This window comes from Streptomyces sp. NBC_00569 (genome assembly GCF_036345255.1).
Classification (GTDB): Bacteria; Actinomycetota; Actinomycetes; order Streptomycetales; family Streptomycetaceae; genus Streptomyces.
This window is the reverse complement of the sequence record NZ_CP107783.1, coordinates 9,948,376-9,972,601: the sequence shown is the minus strand read 5'-3', so window position 1 is coordinate 9,972,601 and position 24,226 is coordinate 9,948,376. Positions and strand designations below refer to the sequence as shown.

Sequence of the window (24,226 nt, the reverse complement as noted above, 5' to 3'; positions counted from 1 at the left end):
TCTCTATACGGGCAGGAGGCCGGTGGCCACACCGGCGCCGATGAGCAGGATGGGCAGGCAGTAGTAGGCGACCAGGGGCAGGAAGGTGCGGGAGGGGTCCACGCCCGCGATACCGCTGGCCACGTAGATCGGCGCTCCTGACGGGGGTGAGGCACCCTCGGTCGAGGCGAAGATGAGGACGGCGACGCATGCGGTGGCGGGCGGCACCCCCGCGCCGACCAGGGACGTCACCGCGACGGGGCCGATCGCGGCCATGGTGGCGCTGGCAGTGAGCGGGATGGCCACGCCGACCACGAGGATGCCGACGATCAGGGTCATCGCCCACAGCGGGGCGTTGATGCCGGCCAGAAGGTCGGTCAGCTGCTGCGGCAGCCCCAGTTCTCCCAGCACGTTGGAGGCGGAGAAGGCGGCCACGATGGTTACGCCGATCACCCCGAACTGCGGAGCCGCACCGCCCAGTGCTTGCCACCACTCGCGGCTCGAGCGCGGCAGATGGCGCCGGCCGAGGAGGAGCACTGTGGCGATCAGGAGGACCGGGATCCAGGTGATCAGGCTGATGGCGTCCGACATCTTCGTGCCGACCCATTCGGTCACGGCGCCGCCGGAGGGTCCTCTGGTGAGCAGCAGAGGCACGATGATCGCCGCGAACAGGAACAGGCTGGTCCAGCCTGCTCCGAAGCTGGTGCGCAGGGGCAGCAGGTCGGCGCGGTCCATGGGCTGGATCTTGTGGCGGCGCACCATGATGAAGGCTGCGGCCATCCGGTAGCCCAGGCACCACAGGCCGCCCAGGAACAGGGGCAGGACGATGTCGTCGGTGGTGGCCAGGGATGCCACGCCGGCGGTGCCCATGAGGATGAACATGGTGGAGCTGAAGGGGAATGTCACGCCCATGCCGGCGCCGCCGGCGGCGACGGTGGCTGCAAGTTCGCCGCTGACTTTCGAGCGCTTCATCCAGGGGATGGTCACGGAGCCGACCGCCGCGGTCACCGCCGCTCCGACGTGGGCGATGGCGCCGAAGATCCCGGCGGCGAGGGTGGAGGTGTAGACGGGGCCGCCGCGCAGGCGGCCGAGCAGGGAGTTGAGGATGCCCAGGAGCTGGTCGAGGACGGGGGTTCGGGCGAGCAGGTAACTCATGAACACGAAGGCGAGAGCGGCGAAGGTGACCTCCTCCTGCATCGCCTCTGCGAACCCGGCCCACATGGCGTGGCCGATGTCGCCGCCCGCGAACAGGCCGGTGACCAGGAAGCCGACGATCAGGGCCTCGCCGATGTTGCGCTTGAGGACGGCGTTCCACACGATGATGGCCGCTATGTAGCAGCCCAGTGCCCAGACAGCGGTCACGATGCACCTCCTGGCATGACGGCAGCGGCCGCGGCGCGGATGTCGGCGCGCCGCCTTGCTTCTTCGGCCTCGACCTCGCGGGCGGCGGCGAGGACGTCCGCCGCGCGGTCGGCGGGGACGATCGCGACGCCGTCACCGTCCGCGGCGACCAGGTCACCGGGGCGGCAGACGACCCCGCCGACCGCAACTTGAACCCCGACCCGGCCGGGGCCGAACTTGTAGGGGCCGGCCGGGGTGACAGCGCGGGCCCACACCGGGAAGCCCATCTCGGCGAGGACCTCGACGTCGCGGGCGGCACCGTCCAGCACCATGCCCACCACTCCGCGGGCCCGGGCACGCTCGGCGATCAGTTCGCCGACGAGCGCACGGGACACATCACCCTCACCGTTGACGACCATGACGTCACCGGGTTCGGCAACCTTGAGAGCCTGATGAAGGGCCTGATTGTCACCGGCCCGCGTCCACACCGTCAATGCGCGGCCCACCGCCCTCGCCCCCGGCCACAGTGCGCTGATCCCGGAGTCGAGCAGCCCGAGCCGCTCGGTCGCGTCCCCAATGTTCGCCGTGGCCAGGCCCTGGTAGGCGGCCACAAGCTCAGGCGTGACCCTGCTGGTGTCGCGCAGCCCCTCGGAACGCGCGGCCAGGAAGTGGAGCTGGCTGATCTCCCGCGCCAGCCCGGTGTCGAGGCCGAGTTCCGCCACGAGCTCTGCCGCAGCGGCGACCTCCCGCCCGCGACGGTCACCGTGCTTGAACGTGCCCTGGTACAGGCGCTCCAGAGTGCCCTCGCCGTCGACGAGTTCCTTGGCGATCTGCTCGCGCACCCACAGCTCGTCTCCGGCCGCCCGGCCCGCGTCCACCGCCTCCACGATGACCGCGCCCAGCCCCTTCATGAACAGGCTGCGCAGCAGTTTGCGGGCGGAGGCCGCACCCGGGTCACGCCCCAGGTCCTCCACCGGGGCACCGAGCGACCCGAAGTAGTCCGCGATCACGGAGGCTCCGAGACCGCTGGCCACCAGGGCTGTGCGGTGACGGTACTTCGGTACCGACCCGATCACGGACACGTCCGCGAACACCGCCGACGAGGCCCTGGCGACGACCCCGGCGATCTGCCTCTTCAGCTCCGGTGCACCCGCGTTCATGTCCGCATACACCGTCGCCGCACCCAAATGCTCGGCCGCGTCCTGGGCGACGGCCAACGCGGCCCTGGCGCCCGTGAGGCTGAGCACCAGGTCGCAGTCCTGAACCCCTTCGGCCGCCGAGGCCGCACGGATCACGCCCGCCGGGGTCGGCACGTCACCGGGATCGAACCCGGCCACCTCCCAGCCATGCTCCGCGAACCCCGCCGCATACAGCGCTCCCGCCTCGCCCAAGCCCAGAATCCCGACTCGCATACCCATACCTTTCTCATACAGTGAGAAGCTCTCTCACTAGGTGCGGGAGGATGTTGCTCTGCCGTCACACGGACGTCAAGGGCTGACGAATGATCGATCAAAATCAGCCACCCTGGCCGGTCGACCGGGGCCAGTCTCTGAATGGGAAACTGGTGCGCCACATAGCGGCGGGACGCCACCTCTGCCCTTGCGGTCAAGCGGCTGGCTTGCCCGTCGCACCCCAGCGGATTCCGCAGCCCCCGCAGGCGCAGGGCCGACAGTCAGCGATCACTCACAAACACCCACAGTTCGGCAGTCAACTGGCACGTCTTGCACCGAGGTTGACAGCACGTCAGGCGCCCAAGCAGGCCACACAGGCCGACCAAGGGCATCCCTTGGCGCCAGAAGGCTGTTCCACTTGAGACCACTGCTAGCGCCGATCATTAACGGCATCCTGTCGTATGGCTGCGGATGTCTGCTCAGAGTGACAACTGGGACGCGCAGAAGAGAGAGACGGGCCGCTCAAAAGCCAGATAGCGCGCCCCGTCATAACTGAGACCGAGCGCGGGACTTGGCACCGCTGGACAACTTCGATGCTCACTGTCCGCGTGGCGGCATCGCGGGCCCAAGCCGTTAGGGTGGGATCTTGGCGAAAAGGCAGATATGGACGAGGCAGTGATGGCGGTCCTGCTTGTCGCCGTCCTTTATCCGAGCGTGAGCATCGCCTCGGTGACCTCGCCGACCGCCGCATCGGGGATGGCAGTGGCGGCCTCCTTGAGGACGAGCAGCCGTGCCCCGGGGATCTCGCGCGCGATCGCCTCGGCGTTGCCGACGGGGAAGAACCGGTCTCGGCGGCCGTGGACGACGAGCGTGGGGACCTCGATCTCGGGCAGGCGCTCGCGCCAGCGCGGCTTGCAGTCGAGCCTGGAAAACACCATGCCCATCTGGTTGGCCATCTGGACCGGGGGTGTGGTGCCGGGCGTGCGGTCCCAGATGCGCGCAGCGATGGCGCGCGCGGCGATGGGGTCGTCGCCCCGGATCTCGGCGCCAACGGCGGCGAACTCCGCGACCGCCTCGCGGTCCGTCCAATCAGGCATCGCACGCGCGAACAGCCGGCTCATCGTCGTCTGGTCATGGCCGGGGAGGTCATCGTCGGGCGGGCCAGGAGCAACCGCACGGGTGCCGACCAGGGTGAGCGCCGAGAACGCGCCCGGATGGTCAAGCACCGCAACCTGGGCCACCATCCCGCCGACGCCGATGCCGGCGAGGTGCGCAGGTCCCCCGCCGAGCGCGTCAGCAAGGGCCACCGCGTCGGCGGCGAGGGCGCGGAGGGTGTAGGCGGGCGCCTGCGGATCCGTCGTCGTCGACTCCCCGCTGTCGCGTAGGTCGTAGCGCACCACACGGCGCCCGCCGGCGGCGAGGCGCTCGCACAGCGCGTCGGGCCAGGAGAGCATCGTCGTCCCGCCCGCGAGCAGGACGAGCGGCGCGTCGTCGTCACCGAACGACTCGATGCCCAGGGCGATCTCGTTGACGTTGACCGTGGTCATCGGATCACCGGGAGACGTCGTAGGTCAGGTGCGACGCGATCGATGTCGAGATCACGCTCCGCAGCTGCAGGGCCTCGCCGCCAGTGCCCAGACCGTCGTCCGGGCTGGGGTCGGGCCCGGTGACGAAGCCGTCGAAAGAGACCGAGATGTCAGCGATGATTCGACTCATGCCAGGGCAGACCCGATCCGCAGCCCAAACTCATCGCTCACACTCAAGCGTGCGGCGGTGCGAACTCGACAGCACGACGTGCGAGGCGGTACGTCGGACGTACGGTGGAGGATCGCCACCGAGCACCTCAAAAGCGCATACGTACAGGTCAAAGAGACCCCGGCCGGTGCCGCTGCCCGGGACGCCACATGAATCTTCGCACCAGAGCCATCGCCGCCGGTTCAGGAGCAGAGGACAGCTCTGTCAGTGATCCCGACCAGGCGCGACCACGCCTCCCCCGACCGGTGAGGCTCAACCCACAGGCAGCTCTCCACGCGCCCCGTGTGCCGCATCCAGCCAGACAGCCCAGGTCAGCCACCTCGGGCGCTAGCCTGCGCTGCCAACTCAAATGCACGGCTGGGCCGATCCAGTGCTCATCCGACAGATCCAGCGCTCGTCACATCCTCTCGTGACTGAGCACCATGGTTGGCCTGTGTGCGCACTGCATTGGCCAGGCCCGGATTCCCTGTACTCGCTGCTTACAGGCCGTCGATGAGGAGGTAGCCGTCGACGCGGCGGACGTGGTCCGCCTTGGGGTCGGGTGGGAGCGGGTGCCCGAGATTGTCTGCGCGGACTTCGCTGATCCACTGGTCGTGCTGGTACTCGTGGTTGATGAGCGCGGTGAGCAGGTGAGCGCCGACGACGGTGAGCTGTTGCGGTGCGGAGACGTTCCCAGAGGCGATGTCGCGCATGCGGGCGTGGACGCGTTCGGCGACGGTGTCGCGGAACGCGTTGAGGCGTTCGACGGTGGGCAGGGCGCCGCGGAATTTCTCCGGGTTGGCCGAGTCCATGAGCCCGTCCAGTTCGGGGTCGGGGCTGGGTTCGGCGGCGGTGAGGTTGCGGACCAAGAAGTGGGCGACGTGGGCTTGGTGTCCGAGGTGCCAGCCGATGGCGCTGGAGTTCTCATGCGGTCGCCAGGTCACTTCGTCTGGTGTGAGGTCCTTCCACAGGTCGTCGGTGTAGGCGCGGGCACGGTCGTACTCGCGCAGCAGGGCGTCGATACGGTGCACTGGGTCACCTTTCTCAGAGACGGGTGTGGCTTCGGCGGGACAGGATCGCGTGCGTCGCTCGCTCCGCCACGGCGAGCACCGCGAGATCGTCGAAGCAGCAGTTGTGGGACCACACAGGCCCCACAGCGGACGGAGCGGAGGCGGTGGCGGTCCGCCAGCTGTCCTGTCTCAGATAAGTGTGGGTACCCCACGCCTCAGACCTGCGGTGCTCAGACTTGTATGAGACACCCGAGCGGACGACGTTTCACACCAGTAGAGGCAGTCCTGCCCCGTGGGGCTCTACTGAGCAGTCGCCGCGGCGGCTTGCGGCTCCTCGTAACTGCGTCAGCGCTCGCTGACACCGGTGATGCGTCCGCGAGCGAGGACGGGTAGACGAGAGGGCAAGAACCGGCGCCACTTCCCCGCCCGGCGTTCCGAAGTGGTCATGGTGCTAACACCAATTCCCCGGCCACTTAGACGGTGTCCTACATGGTGAGGCTGGGTAGTGCTCCTCAACATGGTGCAGGGGACGTGGAGTTGGATTGTTCCGGACGGGCTGTGGGAGATCGCCAGGCCGTTGATTCCGGCGGATCGGGTGCGGCCACAGGGTGGCGGAAAGCAGAACACGCCTGATGAGACGCTGTTCGCCGCGATCATCTACGTACTGGTAAGCGGTTGCGCCTGGCGGGCATTGCCGCCCTGTTTTGGGGTGTCGAAGTCGACGGTGCACCGGCGGTTCATGATCTGGTCGAGAGCTGGTGTGTGGGGGCGTCTGCATGAGGCGGTTGTGCACCGGCTGGACGATGCCGGCCTCGTCGATGTCTCCCGTGTCGTGCTGGACTCCGCGCACGTGCGGGCAAAAAAGGGGGCGAACACACAGGTCCGAGCCCCGTGGACCGGGGCAAGCAGGGTTCCAAGATGCACGTCCTGTCGGACGCGAACGGACTGCCCCTCATCGTCGGCCTCTCCGCCGCCAACGTCCACGACAGCCTCGCGCTGAAACCCATGGTCGAGGGTCACCAAACGAGACATGACCGCTACCGCGGACGCTACTTCAAGCCTCAACGCCTTCACGCCGACAAGGCCTACGACATACCTCACCTGCGGCGATGGCTCTAGGGCAAGCACATCGGGGTCCGCATCGCCCGCAAGGGTGTCGAGTCCAGCGAACGATTAGGGCGCCGCAGGTGGGTGATCGAGCGGACAATGTCGTGGCTGACGGGCTACCGCAGACTCAGCCCCCGTTACGAGCGCCAACCCGCCAACTACCTGGCCTTTCTCGGCCTTGCCGCAGCCCTCTGCTGTTACAAACGGCTCCTCACACTCACCATGTAGGACAGCGTCTTAGAGCTGCGCGAACAGACCGCAACCGAAGACCAGCTGTCCGGTAGGGCCGGGGTGGGCCAGCAGGAGCGGTAGTTGGCTGGCCGGTGCCAGGGTCAGTGCGCTGATCATGACGGATCCCGCTCCATAGCGCGCGGTGAGGCGCACTGTGGTGAGGGAGGCGAGGAATCCGCCGCTCGCCCCGATGCTCATGACGAGGGCGAACACCTGTGACGACCAGTGCAGTTCGCGGACCAGGTAGACGACCCAGATCGCGCTGGTGCCGGCCAGGACCGTTGAGGTGATCGCGTTCGTGGTCACGAGGGGGCCGATGACGGGATGGCGCCAGGTGTAGGCGAGGCCGGCCCGGATCTCACCGCGCAGTGACGGCGTTGTGGTGCGTGGTCTTGGGCCGGCCTCGGAGCTGTGGATGCGCAGCGTGCACCAGGCGGTGACGAGGTAGGAAACGGCGTCAGCGGCGACCGCGCGGGCGGCACCGATCACGCCGATCAACGCGCCGGCGAGGGCGGGGCCGCCGATGTCGGACAGGGTGTTGGCGCTGGCCAGTTTGGCGTTGGCTTCCAGGAGTCGGTGCGGCGGCAGGAGATGGGGGATGTAGGACAGGCTCGCCGCCATGCCCAGGACGTGGCAGGAGCCGACCACGAAGGCCACCAGCCACAGCTGTATCAGCGTCAGCCTGTCGTAAGCCGCTGCCAGCGGAATGGACCCCGTCCCCGCCGCACAAACCAGGCTGGTGGCCACCATCAGGGGGCGCTTTTGACGCGGTCGCACCACGCGCCGGCGGGCAGGGAGAACAACAGGGGCGGCGTCTTCTGGACGGCCGCGAGGATGGCGGCCTCCCACGTCGTGGCATGCAGCGTGACCACTGCTACCAGCGGAATGGCCACCGAACTGAGTGAGGAGCCGAGGACATCGCTGGCCTGGCCCGTCCAGTACAGGCGGAATTCGCGGTGCCGCCACAGGCTCGAGTCTGTGGCCGAGGTCATGCGCCGCGGTTCGATGCTGTGGACGAGGGCGCCGTGCCGCTCGCGAAGGGTGTGAAGTGTGCCGGAGTGTGGTCGATGGGCAGGTGGGGGCGCCAAGCGGTGAGGATCTGGGCGCTGCATACGAACAGTCCGTCGGGTAGCTGGTCGAGGGGATACCAGGCCCAGTCGCCGACGCTTTCGTCAGGCTGGGTGTCCGGCTGGCCCTGCCAGGCATGGACCAGAGCGGCGATGGTGACCCGCAGGACGTCACCGACGTGGTCGGCGAGGGTGCCCAGGAGCGTGACGTCGTCCGGGCGTGCGGTCAGTCCGGTCTCCTCGCGGAGTTCGCGGACCGCCGTCTCTTGGAAGGATTCCCCGGGCTCTACGGTGCCTCCGGGGAGTTCGAGCGTGCCGCGGCGGTGGCGACCCAGTAGTACGCCCTGGTCGCTGAAGAGGACGGCGCCGACGCCAACGGCCGCGTGCGGTGCGGGTGGCCGGGTGCTGCGAGGGCGGCTGGAGATGCGTGCGGGCCGGTCGGCGAGGCGGCGCGCGTGGATGAGTTGCTGCACGACCGACGCGCTGTCGTCGGGATGGTGCAGCAGGTCGATGGCCTCGACTCGGAAGCCGTATTCGCTGAGCAGGTCTTCCCACAGCTGGGGCGCCAGTACCCACATCTGCGTGGCCAGCGGCGGGTGGTCGCGCTGCGGGATCATCTGCTCCCGGGGCGCGACCGTCGTGGACGGGCCACGGTCGTGCAGGTCGGTGTGCAGGAGGGAGAGGATCAGTGGTGCGCCTGGGCATAGGCCCTGGCGCAGCGCGGGCAGGGCGCGGTGAGGGTCGGCGAACGCCAGGGTGCCGATGGCGTATGCCGCGTCGAAGGGCTCGGCGGTGCGGAGGTAGTCGACGACGTCACCCTGGACGAATTCGACGCCGTGGACGCCGGCGTGAGTGCCGACGGCACGCTCGTGCTGAGTGGGCGACTGTTCGATCGCGGTCATGCGCGCACTGTGGACCCGCGCCAGGTGCACGGCGTGATGGCCGGCCCCCGAGCCGATATCCAGCACTCTTTTGCCAGCGATCTCGCCGAGGAGTTCGGCCCCGGGGCCGATGCCCTCCCACGGGGTCCAGTTCAGCTTCTCCGGTACTGGTGGCATGAACGCGCGGTTGAGCTGGCGTTGGCCGTAGATGGTCCAGGCTTCGGCATTGAGGTCCTCAACTGACACGGGAACTCCCCTCACTGGTAAATGGGTTGGCTGCTTGAGCCGGGAGCTATGGGCCGCTCACGTAGTAGTTCGGGCCCTGGCCGCGACGCGCTCGCTCGATGGCGTCCAGGCGGGCGAAGAAGACCTCGCCCATCAGCCGCTGCCACTCGTCGAGATCGTGGATGGCCCACATGTCGTGCTCGGCCGGATCGAGGCGGATCCGGCTCAGCTGTTCGGCAGTGAGGCGACCGCCGTCGAAGATGAAGCCGATCCTGCCCAGGGGCAAGCGGGGTCCAGGGTGCTGATAGTGCGTCAGCAGCAGGTCTGGTGTGCCCTGGCCAAGTGCGAGCCCGGTCTCCTCGACTGTTTCGCGACGCGCGGTCTCCAAGGGGTCCTCACCATGGGCGTCGGTAACTCCTCCGGGAAACTGCCAGAGCCGATTGCCGTACACCGAGCGCAGCTGTACCGGCCGATCGTGCTCGTCGCGGACGTACAGGCAGCCGTACAGCGTGTGGTGAGGCACTGTCTGCACGTACTCGGAAGGCGTCATGGGGAGCGGGTGGCCCGGCCGCCCAGGTCGGTGATCGAACTCGAATGCCAGGGCGCCGAGGGCCTCTTTGTCCGGCGGGTAGATGCGGCGGAGGTTGACGAGCTGCTGCGCGCGTGAGGCGTCAGGATCCACTCGTGCCAAGTCCTCCGCGGCGAGAAGGTCGTCGAACGAGGCGTATGGAGTGATCCGCTTCACGATGACGTCGAGTTCACGACCAGCGTCGTGGTCGTGGTCGTGGTCGTGGTCGTGGTCGTGGTCGTGGAAGATGATCGTGTCAGCGACCCTGATGCCGGTTCTTTTGGCGGTGGCGACGCGGACTTCGATCGTCTTGCGTCCCGACTCCACCTGGTCGTAGTAGCGCCGGCGCAGGTTGAAGTGGTGGTTCCGGGGAGCGCTGGTCTGGGCGGGATCGGAGTTCCGGGTGTCGGCTGGTACGCGTCGCGGACCGGCCGGCGAGCAGGTGGCCTGTGGTGCTGTGCTCACGGTCCGGCGCGGGCCGCGCAGGACCACGAAGGCCAGTCCTTCAGTGTCGTGGCGCTCGGAGTTCGGCCAGGGGTGCTGGAGCTCGGCGAGTTCGTCTTCGCCGAGCGCGATGCCGCGTCGTTCGGCCGGGGTGTCGGCGGCGAGCGGCGTGATGACCACGAGTGCGCCACCGGGACGCAGGCGGCGCCCCAGCGCGTGCACGGTCTGATCCCGGTTGCTGAGGAACGGGTAGACGAACCGGAGGGTGATCAAGTCGTAGTTGTGGGCGTGCGGCGGTTCCCAGTCCAAGCTTTCGACGTCGCATGTCAGCCACCGGACGGCTTTCCCGTGTCGGGCGGTGGCCTCGGCCAGAGCGGTCTTGGACCAGTCAACGGCGTCCACGGCGTAGCCGAGCGTGGACAGATGGGCCGCGAGTTCGCCGGTTCCGCATCCGACGTCGAGGGCCCTTCCACCAGCAGGCGGCGGCGCATGCGTGGCCAGCAGAGACCGTTCGCCGTCGCTGAGTGGACGGTAGCGGCGGCCGTCCGCGTAGCCGCGGTCCCAGTCGTCTTGCGTGGTGAACATGCAGAGGCACGTCCTTCCCAGAAGCGGTGGTCTCAAGGAAGCAGCGGTGAGCGGCGGCCGGGCGCAGCGGGAGCGGCCCGGCCGAGCGGTGGATGGCAAGGCGTCAGCTCCACCCCATCGCGGTGTAGAGCGCGCCGCGAGACATGCTCTCCAGGGCGGCGCGGGTGTACGCCACAATCGGCTCGGGCAGCGCGGTCAGCGGCCACCACCGCCATTCGGTGCACCGGTCGGGTTCGCGGACGACGGGCTCGCCCTCCCACCGCGATGCGGCGAAGAAGAACTGGACGCGCGGGATCGGGCTGCCGGGATCGAGCAGGTCGACGACATGCACGAGTGACAGGTCGCCCTCGGCGATGACGAGTCCGGTCTCCTCCTCCGCCTCACGGATCATGCAGGAGGCGGCGGCTTCACTGTCCTCTCGATGGCCGGCTGGCAGGTGCCAGGTCGAAGGGGCGAAGGCACTGTTGGCGTGGCGTTTGCCGAGCAGCACGGCCCCGTCGCGGATGAGGACGAGGTGGGCACCGACGATGCTGCGGCTTCGGTGGTCGTTCGGCTCGTGGACCTGCACGGTGAGGAGGATCCCGTCGCTTCCGCGGGCGGAGTGCGAACCGCCGTGATGCGCTTGGAGCACCGCGGCTGTGCCGGGGTCCATGGTCATCTCCGCTGTCTCCTCGATGCGCGTCCAGCGCAGCTGGATCCCGTCGCGCAGCTGAATCTCGTGCGCCGGCAGGTTGAGCCTGCCCTGGTAGACGCGGACGCGGTCCTTGAGAGATCCGTTGGCTTCGAGCGTGTCCAGGGTGGCGAAGGTGGTGAGGCCGGGAATGGTGAGCCCGGTATCTTCGGCGAGTTCCCGCACGATCGCCTCGTCGCATGTCTCGCCCTTCTCGGTGTTGCCGCCGAGCAGAGCCCACTGCCCGGGCCGCCAAATCGGCTTGTTCGCCGAGCGCAGGTGCAGCAGGTAGCGGCCTTCGTCGTCAGTGAGCAGGGCCGCAGTGCCGGGAATGACCGGCCAGTCGACCGAGATCCGGGTGTGCTTCTTGCGGAACACATGCGGGGTATGGCCGTCGGAGGCTGAGCCGTGGCTGGCGACGGGCTGGACGGTGATGCACGGGTATGAGGCCGCTCGGTGGTTGCGCTGCCAGTGCTGAACCTGTTCCGCCATCTCCTTGGCGGCCAGGTGTCGCGTTGGTCCGTAGCCGTGGACGACCAGTTCGTACACGCCGTTGCCGTCGTCGCCGTCCGCAATGCGTTCGGTGGCCAGCCGTGCGAGGGAGGCGCCGCGCACGATGGCGGCACCCGGCCAGTGCGGGGGTGGTGGGTTCAGGACGCCGTTGTCGCTGTCGGCATCGACCGAGAGGCGGCAGAAGCCAGGCAGCGCCCCGGCCAGGTACAGGGTGAGGGCGTCGAAGGGCTCCTGGCCGCCGACCGTCACGTGCGTACGTGTCAACGCGCGAGAAGGCTGGGGCGAGCTGATCGACGGGCAGGGGTGTTCCGTCCTCCCACGCGAGATGGATGCCGTTGCCCGGGACGGTGCGCCGGTTCGCATCCCATGCCCCGGCGCCTTGCATGGGGACGAATCCGCACACGGTGAGCGGCCCGTCGCTGTGGAGTTCACCGTCGCGTTTGGTGAAGCCGATGGCCCATACGTACTGGTGCAGCCGGAGCGGTGCGACGAGGCGTCCGCCCTCTGCGAGGGCTTGGATCCAGGGCACGTCCCAGGTGTCGACGGTGGCCATGATGGCGTCGAAGCCTTCGTCCGGGACGATGCCTTCAGGCAGGTCTTCGGCATCGGCGGTGATGACGCGGGCGCGGTCGTACCCGGTCTCGGCCAGGAAGCGGGTCGCGCGTTCGGTGACGAAGGGATCGATGTCGAGGGTGGCGACATTTCCAATGGGCCCAACTAGCTCGGCGATCAGGGCGGCGTTATAGCCGCCGGAGCCGATCTCCAGGACGTGGTGTCCGGGCCGGATGCGGGCTGCTTCGAGCATGTCGGCCTGCAGCCAGGGGGCGGAGACGGAGCTGATGGTCCGGCCGTCGGACGCGTGGCGGGTGGGGATGGTGTCGTTGGCGTACGCCGTTTCGGTGGGGACTTCGGGGGCGAAGGCGTGCCGCGGCACGGTGCGGAAGGCGCTCTCGACCGGGCTGGTGCGGATATGGCCGGCTGACAGGAGCCGGTCGGCAAGCTGATGGCGCAAGTTGCTTGCTTCGTCGCGTTCGGTGGTGGGACGAGTCGCCACGGCGGGCCCTTCTTCCGGTGGGGTCATACGGGATCCGCGACGTCAACTGACAGCGGCGGGCGACCTCCAGGTCAAGGAAGCCGTTGGACAAGGGGGGTTGTGGGAGGGCTTCGGGTGCGATCTCACGAGCCGTTCTCTTCGGTCGTGTTCCACGGTGGACCAGCCCGGACTCTTCGGGAAAGGGTCTGGCCGGTCGTTAGGCGCTTCTATCCGAAGAGGAGCCCCCCGCCGGTCTTGGCCAGCAGTTCGGAGACGTAACCATCCGCCTGGGGCGGATGAAGACCCGGTCGTGGGCGAGGAGATCGAAGCGTCGCGGGCGAGCAGAAGCGCTGTGGTGAGTCAGCTCTGGAGCCGGTTCCACCCGCCGGGCCAGTGAAGCGGGAAGGCTTGCGGGTTCCGTCATGCCGGGCCCTCGTATCCGGTCAGGGCCCGTCGGCGAGGACTCTGGCGTAGCGTCAGCACGGTGAGTGGAGGTGTCCGAGCGCGGAGCTGCATTTTCGAACGCAGGATGAATGAGCGCAGGCGGATGCAATCGGTGCATGGGTGTTCCTCGGGGCGCGATGTGGACAGGCGATCGGTTAACTGGGCCATTCCTGTCGCCGTCACGGGTGTCCGGGGGCGAAATCTAGAACCGAATTTCGAATAGGCCGAGTGGCCCTTGGTGTGGCCGAGGGTGCTGCGCCGTGATGCTGCGTTCGATCACTCCTGTGGGTTTGGGTACCTCCTGTGGGGGATTGCGGAGAAGTAGCGCTGTGGCGCCAGCGTCTGTGCGCCTTGTACAGCGGCGTCCCTGCCGAAGGCCGGGCGACGCTCGGCCTCAACCCTTCCGAACGGACAACGCCGCAGAACAGCAGGTCCGGCGTCGTGGACTCCAGCGCGGCGCCCCCAGCAGACGGCGAGGCGTTTGAAGTGCTGGAGCAGGGCGAAGGTCTGCTCCAGCATGTAGCGGAGCTTGCCCCTGCCGCCCTTGATGTTCGGGGCGCCGCGGGTCTCCTCGTCCGCCTTGGTGTGGGTGCCACGGACCTTCCAGCAGCTGGCGGGCAGTGAGACCCATGCCTGCACGGGCATCCCGCCGCCGGAATACTCGATGTCCGGTTCGGCGCCTGTTGCGGCGGAGTCCGTGAGCGCGGCTGGACTGTCCGACGCCCCTGTGCCGCATTCCTCCCGCGGGGTGACCGCACCAGCGAGGACAGTGGTTGCCGCAGCCTTCAACTGGGTTTCGGTGTCGGCTGCAAGCCGCCGTAGGAAGGCTCCGTGGTCGGATGGAGAAGCAGAAGGGAACGGCTGACCTCGGGCGCTCGCTGAAGGCCCGGCCGGCGCCGGGGCGGCGAAAAGCTTGGTATGAGGGGCCGACGGAACCGGGTATCGTCTTTGTCATGTTCTTCCAGACGCCGATTTACGAGTGAGAGCGTGACGGGCCTCTGCTGACGTCCTTCGACGTCGCCGCGCTCGTCCCCCACCGATGAATCCGTAGATCACTTCACATCTTTCCGGGAGAACCCGTGAGCAAGAACATCAACAACCCCGTGGGCATGGGCGGCGGCCAGCGCAAGAGGCTGTCCCGCGCCGAACGCCAGAACAACGGTCCGCACCGCAACCTCGACCGCCGGGGTGCCGCCGACCAGAAGGCGGAGCTGGTGCGCAAGATGCGCGAGAAGGCAGGCGCAGCTGAGGGCGTCGGGCAGACGGGTGACGACACCGCGCAGAGCTGACGCACTGCCGCCGCAGGGCGGCACCGCACGGGGCAGGGCCCGGACCGCGACGCGGTCCGGGCCCTGCTGCCGTATCGGAGCCCTGCTGCCGTACCGGGCGCGGCCGGTCCCACTCAGCTCTCGGCTGGCGTCGCAATCGAGAACCGACACCGTTGCCGGGGCGCGTTGACCCTGCTCGATGCCGCGATGGTGGCCGACCTTCGACTCGTGTCAAGGTCATGCGTCCTCGGCTCCGCCTGCGGGCGCCTCCACCTTGACGCGGGCCTGCGGTCGACGAGGGCGGCACCTGTCGAGGAAGGGCTCCGTGTGGTGCAGGCGCGCCAGGGAGGCGGCCGGAATACACCAGAAAGGGACCGCGGGCCAGCGTTGTCGCTGGTTGGGGCGGTGGGAGGACGCCGGGATGACTCTGCGGGTCGTGCTATCTGGAGGTTTCCGGGGGCGTGGATGAACTACGGCCGGGAGAGCTGGTCAGCCGTTGGTACCGGATAGGTGGTCGGGGAGGTCGGTGAGCCGTTCGATGCGGAGCACCGTCTCGTCTGCCGTCGGCGATGGTCCACCGGTGACGAAGTCGATGCCGCGGTCCAGCCAGATCCCGGTGAGCCCGGCGAGGGCAGCTGCGTTCACGTCGCTTTCCAGCATGTCGCCCACGTTGACCGCCTGCGTGGGGTCCGTCCGCATCTGCCGGCAGGCGGTGGTGTAGGCGGCGGGCTTGGCCCCGCCGAGCTCGGTCGGGGTCAGGACGGTTTCGAAGTATTCGAGGAGGTCGAAGCGGGCGAGCTTGGCGCGCTGTTGCTCGGGGTCCCCGTTGGTGAGAACGGCCAGACGTGGTCCTCGGGGAAGCCGTTTCAGGGTCTCCAGGCATGGCTGGACATCGGGATAGCACCGCCAGGACTCCTCGAACACGGTGAGGTAGCGCTCGGCGATCCAGGCGTCCAGAAGGCCAGGACTTTCAGGAACGGGCTCGCCTAGCATCGGCAGGAAGGAACGGAGCCTGCGTCGGTGGTGCTCGGCGAAGGAGCACTGACCAGATAGGTATTCCCGCATGTGGCGCGCCTCCAGCGTCCACCACAACGTCACCAGCTCCTCCGGTGGAGCCGTCGCGTTCGGCGCGGCCTGGACGATCTGACCGATCGTTTCCATGACCGCGCTTCGATGATCGACCAGGGTGCCGTCCAGATCGAAGAAGATCACATCCACCATGGGAGGATCATCTCGTGGTGCCTACCTGTCGTGGATGTCGGGGTGCAGGTGTCCTGGTCCCCCGTCCTGGCCGCTGTGCAGGATGCGGTGGATGACCTTGGACCTCGGCGGCATGGACGACGCCCTTCTCACCACGCAGAGCAGTCCGACGTCCCACCGCAAGCACCCAAGTGGTGCCAAAACTTGGCGATATCACGCTCCGCCAGCACCGGGCGCTGTCGCCCCCGATCGACAACCGGTGCCAGCACCTACTGATAGAGCCAGCTCTCGGCCGACCACCCTAGGCAGCCGCAGGTTCGGCAGCCGTCACTGCCGCCACCCCGAGCTGCGCGAGCAGCGTCACCACGAGTGCGTTCCCCGTGCCCGGACCGGGCGGCACCGCCAAAAAGAGCAGTGCCAAGCGTCGCCACCCCACGGCAAGTGAGGACTGCTGCGCGGTCCGGCCTCGCTGCGTATCGAGTTCAACCTCGATACGGTCCGCACCCCAGCGCAGTGCCAGTACCTGCCTTCTTCGGCACCGGTGACGATCGTTCGGGGTCGTGGTACAGCGAGGGCAACACCGAGCCGACGTCTACGACGCCTCGCTCGAACCGGCCCGCTGTCTCATCGTCCAGTGACAGATCAACTCACTGCGCTTCAGCCGCGTATCGCTGGCAGGGCCGTGGGCCCGCGAACCCGTTGAGGGCCTAAAGTCGGTGCCTGTTGCAGCAAGTTGGGGCACGCGGGGTGATACCCGCGAAGGAGAGGGGCCCGATGTCGCACGACGATGGAGAAAGCCCGGCGCCGAGATCTGGCGCGCTGACGTACGCGATGGTGATGGCCGAGGCGCGGCGCCAGGCGGCGCTGCCCAGGCCCACGGCACGCAGTCGTCGCGAGGCTGACGTTCGCAAGGTGCGGTGGTGGCGGGTGGGGACGCTGCGGAGCATCTCGGGTTTGTCCACCTTGATCACGGCGCTGGTTTTCACGTGTCTTCTGCTGGCGATTTGCTTGCTGGCCGGCCCTTGGATATTGCCTGATGCCTGGGCCCCGCTTGTTGTGTCGGTGGGTCTGGCGCTCTACGGGACCTACCGTCTTCGTGGTGTCCCTGGGGAGACGGCCAGGACCCTGGCCCGTGCGGCCTGTGCGCCTGGCCCGGTGCCCAAGCGGTATGCCGTGGTGTACGACCCGCCGTGGGGCGGGGTCGCCCTGCTGGTGTTGTTTCCGGCCGCCGGGGGCGACGACGTCCAACCTGATGGGGTGCTGGAACTCATGCCTTTCCCGCAACCTTGGCTTCGGTTCGTGGGGGCGGGCAAGCTCCCGGCCGACCTGCCTGTGGAGCCCGCCGGCAACCTCGAACTTCGTGGCCCAGCGGACGGGTTGCTGATGGGTGTCCCCTGGATCGATGGGCAGGCGTACTGGCCGAAGCGCTCTTACGGGCCCGATGATCTGATGGGACAGGACGGCCTAGCCTTGATGGCCCGGCTGCTTGCGGATGCCACCGCGGAAGCGGACGCCATCGATTCGTGACGTCACTGCCCGGGCAGCTGTCCGGTGGACTGTGAGCGCTGGTGAGGTGGTTATGCCAGCGGACATGGCGCTCTCGGCAGGTGTTCGGCCCGCCCGCCGGGCCCGCTGTCCGTGATGCCAAGGGGGCCTATCAGCAGCAGGACGATCGCAGCGCGAATGCCGACGGTGCCCTGTCCCGGGCGTGCACCCAGGACAGGGCACCGTTGTGACTCGGCAAGCCTCTGTCGCCCACTCCGGTACGAGGGCGGCGAGGGCGGCGAGTTTGTCGGTGGTGTCCGGTGTTGGTCGTGGGCGCGGGCTGGTTCCGGGACTTTTTGGAAGCGTTCGTCCGGCCCATAGGTGATGACGTCCGTCGTTTGCCTGATTTCGCCTGTCGCGCGTCCGGCATAGAGCACCACCTCACCTATGCCGACGACGGCCCCTTGCAAACCGGGACCGCGGAACCGATCGCCATAGTCCTCAGGAACTCTGGCAGGAAAGGAATCGACGACAACAGCCTCATCAGCGTCGGCTCCAGAGGTGCGCGGCAATGAGGTCATTGAGGTCATCGAACGTGACCACACCAGCGGCCGTTCGAGCGCAGCTCTCGTGTGCAGCGAGTCGCGGTGCAGCACCTGGGCGGCGAACGTGTCGCCGCTCAGGCACTCGGCGATCGCCCCAAACGTCGTGGCGACGTTCCCGCGCTCAGTCGTTGCCGTCGCTACGGCCGGAACCGCCGCCGTCCGACGGCGTCATCCCGCGCTCCCGCGCGGCCGTGATCCGGCGCCTCGCCAGCAGCAGTCCACCCGCTGACGCTGAACTTGTCTCCTGAGCAAGGGTGTTGGACAGACCTTTCACGATGTCCTCCTCCCAACAAGGGGTGCGGTGCTCGGACCTTCACAGCACATCAAGCACCGGCCCCGCCGGGAATGGGAGGAGTGTGTGTCCACTGCGTGCATAGGGCGCAACGCCGTCTCGGCGCGTGCATCGCCGCGTCCCATCTGTACACACGCGCAGCGTCATCGCCCATTGGGGCGCGGCACGCACTCTTTCGGGCGCATCACCCGCGCCGTCACTCCCTCTCACCCTCCCCATTGGCTTGAGTGATCTTCCGCACGTCGCCATCCGTCCTTCCGTAGCTGATCCGCACGGCCTCTTTCGCCGTGCCACCCCGCACGGTGACGGCGCACCAGAGACGATCACCAGGAGTTGTAGTGACATCACCACGACGGTGTGCCGGGCTTGCCGCCACGGCTGGCCTGCTGGGCTCGCTGTTTCTCGGCGCTCCCGCCGCCCAGGCGGCACCAGCCGCGACGGCCGCAACGGCCGCCGGTGACACGTACCGGCCGTACGTCTGCCGAGGCCTGGTACCGGACCCCATTCCGTACCCTCTGCGCCCGGACTACTTCTGCGCCGACTGGCGGCTCGGCCCGAATCATCTGCCGACCCATGGGCTGGTGGCGCGCACCCTCCACCGCTACGAACGCCTCGGCCATCTCACCGCGACCCAGTTCCTGAACCGGTGGTGGAACCCGGCTGCCGACACCGGCCAGGGCGACTGGCGCTACCCGGACGCCGACGGCTACGCGAAGGACTCCCAGGGAAAGCCGATCGCCGCCGAACTCGAGCTCCACGTGGGTCAGAAGGTCGACCGCTTGGGCAATGAGGCAGGTCGCTACCTGGCCCCCGCCGGCACCAAGTACGGGAAGCGGAGCATCCCGCCGTCCAGCCTCAACACCGCCGATCCGCGCCACCCGTACAACTACTACCTGTACAAGGTGACGAAGGACTTCAAGGTGTGCGCAGGGCCGATCGCCCCGGCGTTCGAGCAGCCCGGCCTGGGCGTCCAGTACGTGACATCGAGCTCGTACTGCCCGAAGATTGAGCGCACCTCGGTGCTGGACCTGGTGCGCAACGGGACCCTTGTGCGGCTCGCGACCTCGTAGCTTCCCGGCTGCGACAACTGGCGCACACCTCGTACTGATCGCCCCCGGTGGGAGACTGGTTCCGTGGACCGTTACCAGCTCTGCGAGGCGCTGCGGGCAGCCGGGGTTCCCGATGCCCACTACGAGATCCCCGGCTGTCCGGGCGGCCACCCTTCGCTTGAGGGCTACTACCTGGCTCAACGCGAGGGCGAGTGGATCGTGGGAGTCCACGAACGCGGCAGACGCGAGGCACTGGAGACCTTCACCGACGAAGGCCGGGCCTGTGCCTGGCTCTATGAACGCCTCACCGACGAGAGTTCGCCGCCTGCCCGGCTCACAGCGACGGAGATGGACGAGATGCTGCACGACAGTGAGGGCATCGAACGGCGAGCACAGGAGCAGCTCGAACAGGCGCTCACGGAAAGCCGGCGCAGGACCCGCGACGACCCACCGACCGGTGACCACTGAGCGGTGCCGATCCAAGGGGCTTCCATGCCCCCGCCCTCTGCTCCTCCGGCCGCATCGGCATCGATCGCCTACCCCAGCAACAACGTCGGGGTAGGCGTCGAGCTGAGACCACGACCGTCGAAGGGCCCCTCTGCTTGCGGCGGGCCCTTCGACGGCCGTCTCCGGTCAAGTGGTCAGTTCCGGCTGGGTCGATGCTGCAGTGACGAGATCGTGGCGGATGTACCACTCGGTGGCGAACAGCCGCTTCCGGGCATCCGGCGGAAGACCGGCGATCACCCCCGGAAGGGCTCCCCGCTCCACCTCGGAGCGGTGCGCCAGCACTGCGGCGATCTTCTGCTCCATCCAAGGGCTGACGTCGACCGTCGCGGTGACCTGTTCGTCCGGAACGCTGTACACCGTTTTGCGAGCACCGATCACGTCTCTCAGCGCCGAAACGGCTGAGTGCGGGTGCGTGGCCAGGTAGAGGGCACGTGGCTGCCAGGGGGCGCCGGTGTCCGGGTACAGCTGTCCCAGCCCGGCGGCTTGAGCCGCGAGCATGGTCACGCGATGGGTGTGCACGTGATCCGGGTGACCGGGCAGGCCGCCATAGGCATCGTGGGTGACGATGACGTCCGGGCGGAAGTCACGGATGTGTGCCACCAACCGCTGCACGGCCTCGTCGAGCGGTGCATCGCAGAGCCGCCGGCAGCCCGGTGCCGATTGCGGAACGCGCGCATCGGCGTAGCCGAGCATCCGCGGTTTGCCGGCGCCGAGGATCCGCAGTGCCTCGGCCAACTCCGCGGCCCGCTCGGTGTCCGCGGCCCAGGTTGCGGTGACGACTGCGGTGGGCGCGCCCGCAGCTGCGTGACGCGCGAGCACTCCGCCGGCTGACAACGACTCGTCGTCGGGGTGAGCGAATACCGCGAGCAGGCTCGGCACGGGCATGGACAGACCACCTTCCAACGCGAGGCAAGACTGATCCTACGTCGATCAGTTGGCACGCTGCCGGCCTCGGCCTGCCGGGGAGCGGGACCTTGACGTGTCACCGCAGTGTGATCGCCCGGACAGGTCTCAGTTGGACGGTGTCTCTTCGGTCAGTGGGCTTGAGGGCGACCTGAGCGGCGCGGATGAGGGGGCGATCAAGTGCGGGAAGCGTCGCTGCAGGTCGTTGTTCCGCAGTGAGATGAGTACGCGCTTCACGCCGTCATCCGTGCCGCCCCCTCCGGCGCAACCAGGTCGGCCGCCACCCGCCGCCGTCGTACCGGAATGCCCATCGTCGGATTGGCGACGCCCCAGGCCGCGCCCTTGCAGACCAGCTCCTTGTAGCGGGCCGCGAAACGGCCGGTCAGGGCGCGGTCCACGGAGCGGTCGTCAGCGGTGACGAACTGGATCAGGCCCTCCTTGCGGCCCAGCGAGATGCACTGGTTGAAATAGCGCAGCGGGGCGTTCGGAAGCTTGCCGCCCGTCAGGCGCGCCGCGATGGAGTCGGCGGCCTGCCAGGCCATCGGGGTGCCCGAGGCGCAGGACATGCGCAGTGGCTTGTCACCGGCGCCCAGGGCGTGGCCGGCGTCGCCGACCGCGTACACGTCCGGGTGCGAGACCGAGCGCATCGTCGCGTCGACCACGATCCGGCCGGTGTCCGCGAGTTCGAGGCTGGTGGCCGCGGCCAGCGCGTGGACCGCGAAGCCCGTGGTCCACACGGTGACGGCAGCGGGGATGGTCCGGCCGTCCGCGGTCGTGACCCGGTCCGCCTCGACTCGGGTCACCGCGGCGTTCTCGTACACCGTGATGCCGAGCCCGTCGGTGACCTTGCGCAGGTGCGCGCGGCCCTTCGGGGAGAGCCAGTCGCCCAGTTCGCCGCGCGCGGCGAGCGCGACGTCGAGGTCCGGGCGGGTCTCCGCGACCTCCGTGGCGAACTCCAGGCCGGTCAGGCCGCCACCCACGACGACCACCGTCTCACCCTGGGAGAGCCCGGCCAAGCGCTCTCGCAACCGGAGCGCGCCGGGGCGGCTCGCGACCTGGTGGGCGTACTCGGCGACGCCAGGGACGCCGTTGTCGTCGTGGCCGCTGCCGAGGGCGTAGACGAGGGTGTCGTACGGCAGTTGCGCCGAGCCGTCGGCGCTCTCCACGTCGATGGTCTTGCGGTCCACGTCGATCGACGTGGCCTTCGCGAGGTTCACTTCGACGCCCGTGCCCGCGAACATCTCGCGCAGCGGGCGTGGCTTCAGGTCCTGGCCCACGGCCAGCTGGTGCATCCGGACCCGCTCGACGAAGTCCGGTTCGGCGTTGACGAGGGTGATGGCGACGTCCTCGCGGCGCAGCCGCTTGGCGAGCCGGCCGGCCGCGATCGCTCCGGAGTAGCCGGCGCCGAGGACGATGATGCGGTGCTGCATTTCCTGCTCCTGTCTGCACTGGTCCGGCGCCTTCTGGCCCGGTCACGCATCTTGAACCGGGCAGCCCGCCGATTCCTGACAGGAGAGAGGTGTGACCTGCGTCACATAAGAAGTCAGAGAGCTTTGGCCAGGACCGGAGTACCGAAACCGCCCGCCGCCCAGCGCTCCGTCGCGCGCTCCAGCTTGTCCGGATTGACCTGGCTACGGACCGCGACGATGCCTTCCCGCGTCTGCTCCAGGCACATGATGCCGAAGACCCGCCCGTCGACCACAGCGACGACCGCGGGGCCGCCGTTCGCGGTGGTGGCGTAGAGGTCGGGCGAACCGCCTGCCAGATCCCGCTTGGCCTGGGCCGGCTTGAACAACCCGCGCAGGAACTTCGCCACCGCCAGCGCGCCCTCGAAAGCCCTGGCCCGGGCCGGCACCTTCCCGCCGCCGTCGCCGACCGCGATGGCGTCCGAGGTGAGCAGCTCGATCAGCGGCTGGGTCTCACCGCTGGTCGCCGCGGCGAGGAACTCCTCGACGACACGGCGCGCGGCCGCCTGGTCAACCTCGATCCCCGTCCCGCCGGAAGCTGCCCGCGCCCTGCCCTGCGCCACATGCTTCTTCGCGCGATGGAAGATCTGCTGGCTGGCCGCCTCGCTCAGGTCCAGGATCTCGGCAATCTCCCGGTGGGAGTACGCGAACGCCTCGCGCAACACGTACACCGCACGCTCGTTGGGCGAGAGCCGCTCCAGAAGAACCAGCACGGCGTACGACACCGACTCGCGCTGCTCGGCCGTCTCCGCCGGGCCCATCATCGGGTCCCCTTCGAGCAGCGGTTCGGGCAGCCACTGGCCGGTGTAGGTCTCCCGGCGCGCACGGGCCGAGGTGAGCTGGTTGAGGCAGAGGTTGGTGAGCGCCTTGGTCAGCCAGGCCTCAGGGACCTCGATGCGCTCGACGTCGGCGGCCTGCCAACGCAGATAGGTCTCCTGTACCGCGTCCTCCGCCTCGCTCGCCGAGCCGAGCATGCGGTAGGCGATGGCTTCGAGACGGGGCCTGGCAGCCTCGAACCGGTCCACGTCGCTCAGGGTCAGGGCCATGCCGTGATCCTAACCGGCTGCGTTCGCGGGTTACACGGCCGCACCATGAGCCGGACGACGAGCATGCATTTGTTCGCTCGGGCCGGCGAAGCGGAGAGAGTCTCAGCTGCACGCGCCGTGATCACTCAACGCGACGGGTCAGGTCGCGCGTGACTCGAGGAGCGCCGGGCGCCGTATGCCTGTCGCGGACTCCGGTCGGCCACCGACTCCCTGACGCAGCGTCGCCAGGAGCGGAGGCCGGGCGCCAGGTGCGACGCAGGACCGTCTCACACGAAGAGGTGTGCCCGCAGACGGCGATCTGCGGGCACACCTCTCAAGACCCCGGCATGGAGGCACGGACAGCTCGGCCCGCGCTTCCCGTCATCTCAGTTCAGCGGCGCCCACCGTGGCCGTGACCGCCGTCGCGGTAGTCGCGGCGGTCGTGGCGGTCGCGGTCGTTGCCCCAGCGGCGGTCGCGGTCGTAGCGGTCACGGTCGCCGCCCCATGAGTAGGTGTCGACCTTCCAGTTGCGGTCGTCGCGCAGGGTGGCCGTGTCGGAGCGGTTGTCCCAGACGTGATTACGCCGGTCCTGGTAGACGTCACGGTAGGTGTCGTGGCCGGATCCCGTGTGAACGCGGACGGTGGAGCGGCCTCCCAGACGGTAGTGGTGGAAGGTGTAGGTGTGACCGTCCCTGCCCGACAGCGTCCATCCGTCGAGGTTCACCGCGCGGCGGGAGGTGTTGGTGACGTCGACCCATTCGCTGTTCAGCGAGCGGTAGCTGCGGTTGTCCCAACCGGGCGCGTTGTACTGCACTCCGCTGATCTCGACGTACTCGCGGTGCGAACGCGCCGCCGGGTCGGCGGAAGCCGATGCCGCGAAGGTGCCGACCAGCGCGCCTGCCGCCAGAACGGCGGCACCCGCACGACGGGCGGCGACGGACATGAAAGCGGACATGAATGCCCCTCATTTCGAACTCGCGGACCTGTTCCCGGCTTGTGCGCCGCAGGTCCGTTGTGTGCTGATCCCGGCCCGATGGCCGAGGACCCACAACGTGCCTCAGTCGCCGCCAGATGTGAGTAAGGCGTGAAGGCCGTTACAGTTCAGACACATTTCTGACACTCTCGCATGTAACGTCCATCTACCTACCGAATCGACCGGATTGCCGTCACAGCCCCTCCCCCGCAACGCATCGACGCCCGTGG

General features: G+C 68.4%; 19 protein-coding genes and 4 pseudogenes. 6 read left to right on the top strand and 17 right to left on the bottom strand.

Annotated features, from left to right (window positions below; translation table 11 throughout):
- Window positions 1-3: 3 nt before the first annotated feature.
- The 5 genes and pseudogenes from OHO83_RS45005 to OHO83_RS44985 form a co-directional block, all read right to left on the bottom strand.
- Window positions 4-1,341: a TRAP transporter large permease subunit gene (locus OHO83_RS45005; RefSeq protein WP_266681420.1), complete on the bottom strand. Its 1,338-nt coding sequence runs from the start codon at window positions 1,339-1,341 to the stop codon at window positions 4-6.
- Complete coding sequence (locus OHO83_RS45000; RefSeq protein ID WP_266681418.1) at window positions 1,338-2,732, bottom strand: DUF1932 domain-containing protein; 1,395 nt, start codon at window positions 2,730-2,732, stop codon at window positions 1,338-1,340. Before OHO83_RS45000 ends, OHO83_RS45005 begins: the two co-directional genes overlap by 4 nt.
- A 683-nt stretch (window positions 2,733-3,415) precedes the next feature.
- Window positions 3,416-4,258, bottom strand: coding sequence for an alpha/beta fold hydrolase (locus OHO83_RS44995; RefSeq protein ID WP_266681416.1), 843 nt, complete (start codon window positions 4,256-4,258; stop codon window positions 3,416-3,418).
- Between the two features lie 67 nt (window positions 4,259-4,325).
- Window positions 4,326-4,427 (bottom strand): annotated as a pseudogene (locus OHO83_RS44990) (dihydrofolate reductase family protein); the annotation flags it as partial.
- A 518-nt stretch (window positions 4,428-4,945) separates the two neighbouring features.
- Complete coding sequence (locus OHO83_RS44985; RefSeq protein ID WP_266681414.1) at window positions 4,946-5,476, bottom strand: DinB family protein; 531 nt, start codon at window positions 5,474-5,476, stop codon at window positions 4,946-4,948.
- A gap of 496 nt (window positions 5,477-5,972) precedes the next feature.
- Between OHO83_RS44985 and OHO83_RS44980 the strand changes: the two are divergent.
- A pseudogene (locus OHO83_RS44980) lies at window positions 5,973-6,790 on the top strand (IS5 family transposase).
- 9 nt (window positions 6,791-6,799) lie between these two features.
- On the opposite strand, the gene OHO83_RS44975 reads toward OHO83_RS44980, so the two are convergent.
- The 7 genes and pseudogenes from OHO83_RS44975 to OHO83_RS44945 form a co-directional block, all read right to left on the bottom strand.
- On the bottom strand, window positions 6,800-7,543 hold the full coding sequence (locus OHO83_RS44975) for an MFS transporter (RefSeq protein WP_266681412.1): 744 nt from the start codon (window positions 7,541-7,543) through the stop codon (window positions 6,800-6,802).
- Window positions 7,543-7,785: a hypothetical protein gene (locus tag OHO83_RS44970; protein ID WP_266681410.1), complete on the bottom strand. Its 243-nt coding sequence runs from the start codon at window positions 7,783-7,785 to the stop codon at window positions 7,543-7,545. Before OHO83_RS44970 ends, OHO83_RS44975 begins: the two co-directional genes overlap by 1 nt.
- Complete coding sequence (locus tag OHO83_RS44965) at window positions 7,782-8,987, bottom strand: bifunctional class I SAM-dependent methyltransferase/NUDIX hydrolase (protein WP_323187161.1); 1,206 nt, start codon at window positions 8,985-8,987, stop codon at window positions 7,782-7,784. Before OHO83_RS44965 ends, OHO83_RS44970 begins: the two co-directional genes overlap by 4 nt.
- Window positions 8,988-9,033: 46 nt before the next feature.
- Window positions 9,034-10,563 (bottom strand): methyltransferase domain-containing protein, encoded by a 1,530-nt coding sequence (locus tag OHO83_RS44960; RefSeq protein WP_330280683.1) that lies wholly within the window; start codon window positions 10,561-10,563, stop codon window positions 9,034-9,036.
- Between the two features lie 103 nt (window positions 10,564-10,666).
- Window positions 10,667-12,010: an NUDIX hydrolase gene (locus tag OHO83_RS44955; RefSeq protein WP_266681406.1), complete on the bottom strand. Its 1,344-nt coding sequence runs from the start codon at window positions 12,008-12,010 to the stop codon at window positions 10,667-10,669.
- A gap of 175 nt (window positions 12,011-12,185) precedes the next feature.
- Window positions 12,186-12,827: pseudogene (locus OHO83_RS47180) on the bottom strand (methyltransferase domain-containing protein); the annotation flags it as partial.
- A gap of 672 nt (window positions 12,828-13,499) precedes the next feature.
- A pseudogene (locus OHO83_RS44945) lies at window positions 13,500-14,024 on the bottom strand (hypothetical protein); the annotation flags it as partial.
- A gap of 38 nt (window positions 14,025-14,062) precedes the next feature.
- Here OHO83_RS44945 and OHO83_RS44940 point away from each other — a divergent pair.
- Window positions 14,063-14,206, top strand: a complete 144-nt coding sequence (locus tag OHO83_RS44940; protein ID WP_266681402.1) for a hypothetical protein — start codon at window positions 14,063-14,065, stop codon at window positions 14,204-14,206.
- A gap of 96 nt (window positions 14,207-14,302) precedes the next feature.
- Window positions 14,303-14,512, top strand: a complete 210-nt coding sequence (locus OHO83_RS44935) for a DUF6243 family protein (RefSeq protein ID WP_266681400.1) — start codon at window positions 14,303-14,305, stop codon at window positions 14,510-14,512.
- A gap of 468 nt (window positions 14,513-14,980) precedes the next feature.
- Here OHO83_RS44935 and OHO83_RS44930 read toward each other — a convergent pair whose 3' ends face one another.
- Complete coding sequence (locus tag OHO83_RS44930; protein ID WP_266681398.1) at window positions 14,981-15,712, bottom strand: HAD family hydrolase; 732 nt, start codon at window positions 15,710-15,712, stop codon at window positions 14,981-14,983.
- 753 nt (window positions 15,713-16,465) lie between these two features.
- On the opposite strand from OHO83_RS44930, the gene OHO83_RS44925 reads away from it, so the two are divergent.
- The 3 genes from OHO83_RS44925 to OHO83_RS44915 all read left to right on the top strand — a co-directional run bounded on the left by OHO83_RS44925 (window position 16,466) and on the right by OHO83_RS44915 (window position 19,590).
- A complete protein-coding gene (locus tag OHO83_RS44925; protein ID WP_266681396.1) occupies window positions 16,466-17,218 on the top strand; it encodes a hypothetical protein in 753 nt (250 codons plus the stop codon).
- Between the two features lie 1,193 nt (window positions 17,219-18,411).
- Complete coding sequence (locus OHO83_RS44920; protein WP_266681394.1) at window positions 18,412-19,143, top strand: TNT domain-containing protein; 732 nt, start codon at window positions 18,412-18,414, stop codon at window positions 19,141-19,143.
- A 63-nt stretch (window positions 19,144-19,206) separates the two neighbouring features.
- The gene (locus tag OHO83_RS44915) at window positions 19,207-19,590 is read left to right on the top strand and encodes a hypothetical protein (RefSeq protein ID WP_266681392.1); all 384 of its coding nucleotides are present in this window, start codon (window positions 19,207-19,209) and stop codon (window positions 19,588-19,590) included.
- A 165-nt stretch (window positions 19,591-19,755) separates the two neighbouring features.
- Here OHO83_RS44915 and OHO83_RS44910 read toward each other — a convergent pair whose 3' ends face one another.
- From OHO83_RS44910 to OHO83_RS44895, 4 genes are all read right to left on the bottom strand, one after another.
- Entirely contained in the window at window positions 19,756-20,514 is a 759-nt protein-coding gene (locus OHO83_RS44910) for a PIG-L family deacetylase (RefSeq protein ID WP_266681390.1), read from the bottom strand.
- A gap of 251 nt (window positions 20,515-20,765) precedes the next feature.
- On the bottom strand, window positions 20,766-21,962 hold the full coding sequence (locus OHO83_RS44905) for an NAD(P)/FAD-dependent oxidoreductase (protein ID WP_266681388.1): 1,197 nt from the start codon (window positions 21,960-21,962) through the stop codon (window positions 20,766-20,768).
- 113 nt (window positions 21,963-22,075) lie between these two features.
- Window positions 22,076-23,044: an RNA polymerase sigma factor SigJ gene (gene sigJ, locus OHO83_RS44900; protein ID WP_266681386.1), complete on the bottom strand. Its 969-nt coding sequence runs from the start codon at window positions 23,042-23,044 to the stop codon at window positions 22,076-22,078.
- Window positions 23,045-23,414: 370 nt separating this feature from the next.
- A complete protein-coding gene (locus OHO83_RS44895; RefSeq protein ID WP_266681384.1) occupies window positions 23,415-23,978 on the bottom strand; it encodes a lamin tail domain-containing protein in 564 nt (187 codons plus the stop codon).
- Between the last annotated feature and the right edge of the window lie 248 nt (window positions 23,979-24,226).